We start from the raw sequence: 10,037 nt of genomic DNA on the forward strand, positions 1-10,037 counted from the left end.
GGATGGGCAGCTGACGTGGAGGAGGAGTCGAGGTTCGATTCGACAACGACCCAGACAGCCCACCAACAGCCCAACCAATGATGAGATTCTCAAAAACAGGCTGTGACCTGCACTGTAATGGGTGCCCCCGGCAGGATTCGAACCTGCGGCCTTCCGCTCCGGAGGCGGACGCTCTATCCCCTGAGCTACGGGGGCGCAGGAACTGAAAATCCGCTGCACCAATGGGCCACGACAGACTAACGCATCGAGGTGGGGCCAATCGCGTCCCGGGTGTCCGCGCCGCAGCGTCCGACATGGCGCGGTCGCTGCGCCCCAGCCCGCCTCGACATTCCGCGGTCGCTTCGCTCCTGCCCGCCGGAAACGATTCGGGACGTGACCACCTCAGACCATAGGATGTTTCCTCGTGACCCCAGCCGATCTGGCCGAGCTGCTCAAGACCACCGCCGCCGCGGTGCTGGCCGAGCACGGTCTCGACAGTGCCGCCCTTCCGGAGACGGTCGTCGTCGAACGCCCGCGCAACCCCGAGCACGGTGACTACGCCACCAACCTGGCGCTTCAGCTGGCCAAGAAGGTCGGTGCCAACCCGCGCGATCTCGCCGGCTGGCTGGCGACGGCACTGGCCGGGGCCGACGGCATTGCCGGCGCCGACGTCGCCGGACCGGGTTTCGTCAACCTGCGCATCGAGGCGTCTGCTCAGGGCGTCGTCATCGACAACGTCATCGACGCGGGCTCGTCCTACGGCCATTCCGAGGAGCTCGAGGGCAAGAAGATCAATCTGGAGTTCGTCTCCGCCAACCCGACCGGTCCGATTCACATCGGCGGGACGCGGTGGGCCGCCGTCGGCGATGCCCTTGGTCGGCTGCTGTCCACGCAGGGCGCCGACGTGGTGCGTGAGTACTACTTCAATGACCACGGCACCCAGATCGACCGGTTCGCGAACTCGCTCATCGCGTCGGCGAAGGGACTGCCGACGCCCGAGGACGGCTATGCGGGCGATTACATCGCCGACATCGCGCAGCAAGTGCTCGCGAAGTCGCCCGATGCGTTGAGCCAGAGCGACGACCAGCTGCTGGAGACGTTCCGTTCCATCGGCGTGGACCTGATGTTCACGCACATCAAGAAGTCACTGCATGACTTCGGCACCGACTTCGACATCTATACGCACGAAGACTCGATGCACACGTCCGGCCGGGTGGACCAGGCGATCGCCAAGCTGCGCGAGACCGGCAACATCTACGAGAAGGACGGCGCGACCTGGTTGCGCACCAGCGAGTTCGGCGACGACAAGGACCGCGTCGTCATCAAGAGCGATGGCAACCCGGCCTACGTCGCGGGCGACCTGGCCTACTACCTGGACAAGCGCCAACGCGGGTTCGACCTCTGCATCTACATGCTGGGCGCTGACCACCACGGCTACATCGCACGGCTCAAGGCGGCGGCAGCGGCGCTCGGCGACGATCCGGACACGGTCGAGGTGCTGATCGGCCAGATGGTCAACCTCGTCCGCGACGGCCAGCCCCTGCGGATGAGCAAGCGGGCGGGCACCGTCATCACCCTCGACGACCTCGTCGAAGCCATCGGCGTTGACGCCGCGCGGTACGTGCTGATCCGTAGCTCGGTGGACACGCCCATCGACATCGACCTCGCGCTGTGGTCGAGCGCGTCGAGCGAGAACCCGGTCTACTACGTGCAATACGCGCACGCGCGATTGTCTGCCCTGGCCCGCAGCGCGGCCGAGCTCGGCGTCATCGCCAGCACCTCGAACCTGGAGCTGCTCACCCACGATCGGGAGGGCACCCTGATGCGCAGCATCGGCGAGTTCCCGCGGGTGCTGAAAACCGCTGCCTCACTGCGGGAACCGCATCGGGTGTGTCGTTACCTCGAGGACCTGGCGGGGGACTACCACCGCTTCTACGACTCCTGCCGGGTGCTGCCGCAGGGCGACGAGCAGCCGACGGATCTGCATGCGGCCCGTCTCGCCCTGTGTCAGGCCACCCGCCAGGTCATCGCCAACGGCCTCGAGATCCTCGGCGTCGGTGCCCCGGAGCGCATGTGATGGCGCATCCAGCCGGACCACGCCACGCCGAGGACATCCGCCACGGTGAGACCCCCGCCATCCCGCAGACCGCCGCCGAGCTACTGACCCTGGCCCCGAACGTGTGGCCGCGCAACGCCATCCGCGACGCCGACGGCACGGTGTCGATAGCGGACGTGCCGGTCACCCGGCTGGCCGAGGAATACGGCACGCCCCTGTTCGTCATCGACGAGGACGACTTCCGGTCCCGCTGCCGCGACATCACCGCGGCGTTCGGCGGTGGGGACCACGTCCGGTACGCCGCCAAGGCGTTCCTGTGCAGTGAGATCGCCCGCTGGATCGACGAAGAGGGGTTGTCCCTGGACGTCTGCAGCGGGGGCGAGCTCGCCGTCGCGCTGAACGCGAACTTCCCGACCGAGCGAATCGCGTTGCACGGCAACAACAAATCGGTCGACGAGCTCTCCACCGCGGTCAAGGTCGGCGTGGGCCACGTCGTGCTGGACTCCGTGACGGAAATCGATCGGCTCGACGCGATCGCCGGGGAGGCGGGTGTCCTCCAGGACGTGCTGGTGCGCGTGACCGTCGGCGTCGAGGCTCACACCCACGAATTCATCTCGACCGCACACGAGGACCAGAAGTTCGGTCTTTCACTGGCCAGTGGCGCTGCGATGGACGCGGTCCGGCGAGTGTTCGCCGCGGACCACCTGCGGCTCGTCGGGCTGCACAGCCACATCGGCTCGCAGATCTTCGACGTCGCCGGCTTCGAACTCGCCGCACACCGGGTGATCGGCCTGCTGCACGACGTCGTCGCCGAGTTCGGCGTCGAGAAGACCGCTCAGATGTCCATCGTCGACCTCGGCGGTGGGCTCGGGATCTCCTACTTGCCGCAGGACGATCCGCCGCCGGTAGAGGAACTCGCCGCCAAGATCGGCGCCATCGTGATCAGCGAGTCCACCGCGGTGGGCCTGCCCGCACCGAAGCTCGTCGTCGAGCCGGGTCGCGCGATCGCGGGTCCCGGCACGATCACGCTCTACGAGGTGGGCACGGTCAAAGACGTGGCCGTCGCGTCCGACAGATACCGTCGCTACGTCAGTGTCGATGGCGGGATGAGCGACAATATCCGAACCTCGTTGTACGGCGCCGAGTACGACGCCCGCCTGGTGTCACGCACCAGCGACGCAGCTCCGGTACTCGCCCGTATCGTCGGAAAGCACTGCGAGAGTGGTGACATCGTGGTCCGCGACACCTGGGTGTCCGACGACGTCGAGCCCGGTGACCTCATCGGAGTCGCCGCCACCGGCGCCTACTGCTATTCGATGTCGAGCCGGTACAACCTGCTCGGCCGCCCCGCGGTGGTGGCCGTGCGCGACGGCGTGTCGCGCCTGATCCTGCGCCGTGAGACGGCGGACGACCTTTTGAGCCTGGAGGTAAGCAACTGATGGTTGACAAGAACGCGCCAGAGAAGCCGGTCGGCGTGGCCGTATTGGGACTCGGAAACGTTGGCAGCGAGGTCGTGCGCATCATCGAGGCGAGCGCACCCGACCTCGCGGCCCGCATTGGGGCCCCGCTGGAGCTTCGTGGCATCGGCGTCCGACGGGTGGCGGCCGACCGCGGGGTGCCGGTCGAGATGCTCACCGACGACGTCGACGCACTGGTCTCACGCGACGACGTCGACATCGTCGTCGAGCTCATGGGTCCCGTCGAGCCGGCCCGCAAGGCGATCCTCGCCGCGTTGGAGCGTGGCAAGTCGGTGGTCACCGCCAACAAGGCGCTGATGGCCCAGTCGACCGGCGAACTGGCTCAGGCTGCCGAAAGCGCACACGCCGACCTGTACTTCGAGGCCGCCGTCGCCGGCGCCATCCCGGTGATCCGGCCGCTCACCCAGTCGCTGGCCGGCGACACCGTGCTCCGGGTCGCGGGAATCGTCAATGGCACCACCAACTACATCCTTTCGGCGATGGACGAAACGGGCGCCGACTACGCATCGGCGCTCGCGGACGCGAGTGCACTCGGCTACGCCGAAGCCGATCCGACGGCTGACGTGGAGGGCTATGACGCCGCCGCCAAGGCCGCGATACTGGCCTCGATCGCCTTCCACACCAGGGTGACCGCCGACGACGTCTACCGCGAGGGCATCACCAAGGTGAGCTCCGACGACTTCGCGTCCGCACGGGCGCTCGGCTGCACCATCAAACTTCTCGCGATATGCGAGCGCATCATCAACGATGAAGGCCAGCAGCGCGTTTCGGCCCGTGTCTATCCCGCGCTGGTGCCGCTGGAGCACCCGCTGGCATCGGTCAACGGTGCATTCAACGCGGTCGTGGTCGAGGCAGAGGCGGCCGGGCGGCTGATGTTCTACGGCCAGGGCGCAGGCGGTGCCCCGACGGCCTCGGCCGTGATGGGTGACCTGGTGATGGCGGCCCGCAACCGCGTCCAGGGTGGCCGCGGACCGCGCGAGTCGAAGTACGCCCAGCTGCCCATCGCCCCCATCGGATTCATCCCGACCCGTTACTACGTGAGCATGAACGTCGCCGACCGGGCCGGCGTGCTGTCCGCGGTTTCGGCGGAGTTCGGCAAGCGCGACGTCAGCATTGCGGAGGTCCGGCAGGAGGGAATGGTCGACGACGGCGGTCAGCGTTGTGGCGCCCGCATCGTCGTCGTCACCCACCGGGCCACCGACGCGGCCCTGTCCGAGACGGTGGAGGCGCTGGCGGATCTCGACGTCGTGTCGAACATCAACAGCGTGCTGCGACTGGAGGGAACCAACGAATGAGCCCGCGCACTGCCGTGCATCAACCCTGGCCCGGTCTGATCGCCGCCTACCGCGACAGACTGCCCGTCGGTGACGACTGGACGCCGATCACTCTGCTCGAGGGCGGGACGCCGCTCATCGATGCCAAGCGGCTCTCCGAACTGACCGGCTGCACGGTGTACTTGAAGGTCGAGGGACTCAACCCCACCGGCTCGTTCAAGGACCGCGGCATGACGATGGCCGTGACGGAGGCAGTGGCCCGTGGGCAGAAGGCGGTGTTGTGCGCGTCCACCGGTAACACGTCTGCCTCGGCCGCGGCCTACGCCGCGCGGGCGGGCATCACCTGCGCGGTGCTCATCCCACAGGGCAAGATCGCGATGGGCAAGCTCGCGCAAGCGGTCATGCACGGCGCCAAGATCATTCAGATCGACGGGAACTTCGACGATTGTCTCGAGCTGGCACGCAAGCTGACCGCGGACTTCCCGACGGTCTCGCTGGTGAACTCGGTCAATCCGTATCGGATCGAAGGTCAGAAGACGGCAGCGTTCGAGATCGTCGACGCCCTCGGTGAGGCTCCCGACGTCCACGCCCTGCCCGTCGGCAACGCGGGCAACATCACCGCGTACTGGAAGGGCTATACCGAGTACCACCGCGACGGGCTGGCACAGAAGCTGCCCCGCATGCTGGGCACCCAGGCCGCAGGCGCGGCTCCTCTGGTGTCCGGTGAGCCGGTCAGCAACCCCGAGACCATCGCCACCGCCATCCGGATCGGCTCTCCGGCGTCGTGGGACTCGGCCGTCGAGGCGCAGCAGCAGTCGAGCGGCCGGTTCCTGGCCGCGACGGACGATGAGATTCTCGCCGCCTATCACCTGGTGGCCCGCAGCGAAGGGGTGTTCGTCGAGCCCGCGTCCGCGGCCAGCATCGCGGGCCTGCTCAAGTCCATCGAGGACGGCTGGGTGACGAAGGGTTCCACCGTGGTGTGCACGGTCACGGGCAACGGGCTGAAGGACCCCGACACGGCGCTGAAGGAACTGCCCCCCGTCGCGGCGATCGCCGTGGACCCCATCGCCGTCGCTGCCGAGCTCGGGTTGGTCTAGCGAGGTGTTGGGTTCGTGATGCAGATCCTGCCCGCCGGGCTGGCGGCCACGGCGGTCGTTGCTGCCTCGAGCGCGAACCTCGGCCCCGGCTTCGACAGCCTCGGTCTGGCGCTGAGCCTCTACGACGAGATCTACGTCGAGACAACCGAATCCGGACTCTCCGTCGAAGTCGAGGGGGAGGGCTCTGGTCAGGTTCCCCTGGACTCGGCGCATCTTGTCGTGCGCGCGATCAAGCAAGGCCTGCAGGCGGCGGGGGTCAGCGTACCGGGGCTGATCGTGCGCTCCCGCAACGCCATTCCGCACTCGCGTGGCCTCGGCTCGTCCGCTGCTGCCGTAGTTGGCGGACTTGCGGCAGCCAATGGTCTTGTCGCTCAATCGGATTCAACTCCTGCATCGAACGTCGAATTGGTTCAACTGTCGTCGGAGTTCGAAGGGCACCCCGACAACGCCTCGGCGGCCGTCCTCGGCGGCGCGGTGGTGTCGTGGACCGACGGAGGACACCCCGTACCGCGGTACGCTGCCGCGCCGGTCCGGTTGCATCCGGACATCCATCTGTTTCCCGCGATCCCCGAAGTCCGGTCATCGACCGCGGAGACGCGGGCAGTCCTTCCCAGTGACGTCAGCCATGCCGACGCGCGGTTCAACGTCAGCCGTGCCGCACTGCTGGTGGTTGCCCTCACGGAGCGCCCGGATCTGCTCATGCCCGCGACCGAGGACCGCCTGCATCAACCGCAGCGGGCCGCCGCGATGCCTGCGTCGGCGGAATATCTGAAGCTACTTCGCCGTTGTGGCATAGCGGCTGTGCTTTCGGGCGCAGGGCCTGCGGTAATCGCATTCAGTACCAAGCCGGAACTGCCCGCCGAGGCAGTCGAGTACGGGGCCGCGCACGGGTTCGCCATCGGTGAGATGGCGGTCGGTGACGGTGTTCGTTGGGCGCCGACGGAGGCGCTCGGCAGCGATACCCGGGCCAAAACCGGGACCGAGTAGTTGACAGGCGTAACACGAGAATCAGGCGTGTTTCTTGCTTCCAGCGACGATGCGGGTTATTCTCGCTCTCGTCCAGCAATCGCAGCGTCTGTGCCTGCGCCTACACTAGGACGACTACCAATCCTTCTCGTGGATGACGGTTCGCCGCATGGCGGCGAATCCCGGCGATCACCGTTGCACGAGCAATGGTGGCACAGGCAATTGTGGGACTTAAGGCATTCGGTAGCCGGCATCCAGCGGATCAGCTGAATGCGACGAACCCTCGCAGAATCGGATCAGTGAGGGAAAGAAAGGAAATCCGTGTCTGATACGGACCTCATCACGGCTGGTGGCAGCAGCGACGACGTTGAGCTGTCGAGCCCCGTGAATTCACCCATCGTGGAAGCGGTTTCGCCCGCGCCGGTCGAACCGGCCGCTGCGCCTGCCACTGGAGCCCCCGCGGGCGCCGTGTCAGCCTCGGGTGACCGCCCGACCGCCTTGACCGCCATGGTGCTTCCCGATCTCCGGGCACTCGCTGGACAAATCGGCGTCAAGGGCTCGTCCGGCATGCGCAAGAGTGAGCTGATCGCCGCCATTCGTGAGCATCGCGGTGACACCAACGGCGCTGCCGCGAAGGCACCGAAGGCCGCCGCCGAGACCGCCCAGGTCGCCGACGCCCCGGCGGTCGCCGGCACCGCAGTCGACGTTGCCGAGAAGGCAGCACCCCCGCGTCGAGAGCGCCGTGGCGCGTCCCGTGGTGCGGGCGCTGCGAGTGACGCGCAGAGCTCTGACCAGCAGGTCGAGCAGGAGAAGACCCAGGACAAGCCCTCCGAGGAGAAGGCACCTGAGGACAAGGCCGACGCGAAGGTCGACAAGGTCGAGAAGACCGACAAGGTCGAGAAGACCGACCGGTCCGATAGGGGCGGCAACCAGAACAAGGATTCCGCTCAGTCGGAGGGGCAGAAGAACGACCGCCAGAACAGGGGCGGCGACGCCGGCGGCAACAACGGCAACTCCAACAACAACAACGCCAACAACGGCGGCGGCAATCGCAACGCCAACAACAGCGGTGGCAACAACAACGCCAACGACGACGGCGACGACGACGGCGACGGACGTGGAGGCAGGCGCGGCCGCCGATTCCGCGATCGCAGGCGGCGCGGCGAGCGCGGTGACGCCCAGGGCGGCGGCAACAACGACCGCGACGCCGAACTGCGCGAAGACGACGTCGTCCAGCCCGTTGCGGGCATCCTGGACGTCCTGGACAACTACGCGTTCGTTCGCACCTCCGGGTACCTCGCGGGCACCAATGACGTGTACGTGTCGATGAACATGGTCCGCAAGAACGGCCTACGTCGTGGTGACGCCATCACGGGTGCGGTCCGGGTCGCCCGTGAGGGCGAAGGCAGCGGCGGTGGCGGCAACAGTGGCCAGAACCCGCGACAGAAGTTCAATCCGCTGGTGCGGCTTGACTCCGTCAACGGCGGGCCCGTCGACGACGCCAGGAATCGCCCCGAGTTCGGCAAGCTGACACCGCTCTACCCGAATCAGCGCCTGCGCCTGGAGACCACGCCCGACCGGCTGACCACCCGCGTCATCGACCTGATCATGCCGATCGGCAAGGGCCAGCGTGCCCTGATCGTCTCCCCGCCCAAGGCGGGTAAGACCATGATCCTGCAGAGCATCGCCAACGCGATCACCGTCAACAACCCGGAGTGCCACCTGATGGTGGTGCTGGTCGACGAGCGACCCGAAGAGGTCACCGACATGCAGCGCTCGGTCAACGGTGAGGTCATCGCCTCCACCTTCGACCGGCCGCCGTCAGACCACACCGCGGTCGCCGAGCTGGCCATCGAGCGGGCCAAGCGCCTGGTCGAGCAGGGCAGGGACGTCGTCGTGCTGCTGGACTCGATCACCCGCCTCGGGCGCGCATACAACAACGCGTCGCCCGCCTCAGGACGCATCCTCTCCGGCGGTGTCGACTCGACGGCGCTCTACCCGCCGAAGCGCTTCCTCGGCGCGGCCCGCAACATCGAGGACGGCGGCTCGCTGACGATCATCGCCACGGCCATGGTCGAGACCGGGTCCACCGGTGACACGGTCATCTTCGAGGAGTTCAAGGGCACCGGCAACGCCGAGATCAAGCTCGATCGCAAGATCGCCGAGCGTCGGGTCTTCCCCGCGGTCGACGTGAACCCGTCCGGCACCCGCAAGGACGAGCTGCTGCTGTCCAGCGACGAGTTCGCCGTCGTACACAAGCTGCGGCGCGTTCTGTCCGGGCTCGACTCGCACCAGGCCATCGACCTGTTGATGAGCCAGCTGCGCAAGACCAAGAACAACTACGAGTTCCTGGTGCAGGTCTCCAAGACCACGCCCCAGAACATGGACTCCGACTAGAAGTCGAATCGCGAGAGCCCCCGCCCACGGGCGGGGGTTCTTCGTGTCGGTGGGTCAACCCAGCGCGGGGTCTGCCCGGAGGCCGGGCATGACATAGCGGCGAACGTGCTGGAGAACCGCGTCGTGGTCGGACGGATCGAGCTGCTGGCCAGGCACCGTGGCCAGTGAGAGTAGAGCGCGCGCAACCCATTCGGATGCTTCCGCGATGTCGACGTCGGCGTGGATCTCCCCGCGGTCCTGCGCGGCAACCAGGTAGCGGGACCAGAATTCGCCCAGATCGGGCACCAGCCCCTGAACGCCCGCACCCGCACAGGCCGCGAATTCCTCCGGTTCGTCGATCCGCAGCTTCATCAGTAGCGTGCCGGGATCGGCATAGGCGCTGCGGCCGTGGCGGATGCCCGCCGCGATCTGCTCGTCCAGTCCCGCGATCTCTTCGAGCATGGCGTGCGATTCCGACCAGTAGGCCTCGTTGAGACGCACGATCGCGGCACCCAACAGTGAACTCTTGTCGGGAAAGTGGCGGTAGAGCCATCCCCTGGACACCCCGGCCACCTCGGCGACCTCGGACACCGTTGTCGAGCGAATCCCCTTGGCGCGCAAACACACTTCGGCCGCGTCGATCAGCCGGTCACGCACGCTCTTGGAGGCCGGCCGGGGTGCGGTGGCGTTGGTCAAGGCAGCTCCTGTTCGTTTCGCAGCGTGACGGGCTGGGACGGATGCATTCTGCCTGTTGCCAGACGGTACCGTGTGGCACGTCGACAGTAGACACTTTGTAAGTACTGTTCATTCG

General features: G+C 67.1%; 7 protein-coding genes and 1 tRNA gene. 6 read left to right on the top strand and 2 right to left on the bottom strand.

The features are described from left to right. Positions 1-122: 122 nt before the first annotated feature. Positions 123-195 (bottom strand) — tRNA-Arg (locus tag ACRDUX_RS23520). Between the two features lie 208 nt (positions 196-403). On the opposite strand from ACRDUX_RS23520, the gene argS reads away from it, so the two are divergent. From argS to rho, 6 genes are all read left to right on the top strand, one after another. Continuing rightward, positions 404-2,056, top strand: a complete 1,653-nt coding sequence (gene argS, locus ACRDUX_RS23525; RefSeq protein ID WP_526417035.1) for an arginine--tRNA ligase — start codon at positions 404-406, stop codon at positions 2,054-2,056. Further along, positions 2,053-3,474: a diaminopimelate decarboxylase gene (gene lysA, locus ACRDUX_RS23530; protein WP_526417037.1), complete on the top strand. Its 1,422-nt coding sequence runs from the start codon at positions 2,053-2,055 to the stop codon at positions 3,472-3,474. The genes argS and lysA overlap by 4 nt, the downstream gene beginning before the upstream one ends. Further along, a complete protein-coding gene (locus ACRDUX_RS23535; protein ID WP_526417039.1) occupies positions 3,474-4,808 on the top strand; it encodes a homoserine dehydrogenase in 1,335 nt (444 codons plus the stop codon). The genes lysA and ACRDUX_RS23535 overlap by 1 nt, the downstream gene beginning before the upstream one ends. Further along, positions 4,805-5,884, top strand: a complete 1,080-nt coding sequence (gene thrC / locus ACRDUX_RS23540; RefSeq protein ID WP_526417041.1) for a threonine synthase — start codon at positions 4,805-4,807, stop codon at positions 5,882-5,884. Before ACRDUX_RS23535 ends, thrC begins: the two co-directional genes overlap by 4 nt. An 18-nt stretch (positions 5,885-5,902) precedes the next feature. Next, complete coding sequence (gene thrB, locus ACRDUX_RS23545) at positions 5,903-6,871, top strand: homoserine kinase (protein ID WP_526417047.1); 969 nt, start codon at positions 5,903-5,905, stop codon at positions 6,869-6,871. A gap of 300 nt (positions 6,872-7,171) precedes the next feature. After that, entirely contained in the window at positions 7,172-9,247 is a 2,076-nt protein-coding gene (gene rho / locus ACRDUX_RS23550; RefSeq protein WP_526417043.1) for a transcription termination factor Rho, read from the top strand. Between the two features lie 54 nt (positions 9,248-9,301). Here rho and ACRDUX_RS23555 read toward each other — a convergent pair whose 3' ends face one another. Next, a complete protein-coding gene (locus ACRDUX_RS23555; protein WP_526417045.1) occupies positions 9,302-9,922 on the bottom strand; it encodes a TetR/AcrR family transcriptional regulator in 621 nt (206 codons plus the stop codon). Between the last annotated feature and the right edge of the window lie 115 nt (positions 9,923-10,037).

The sequence above is a fragment of the Mycobacterium sp. genome (genome assembly GCF_050701675.1).
GTDB lineage: Bacteria > Actinomycetota > Actinomycetes > Mycobacteriales > Mycobacteriaceae > Mycobacterium.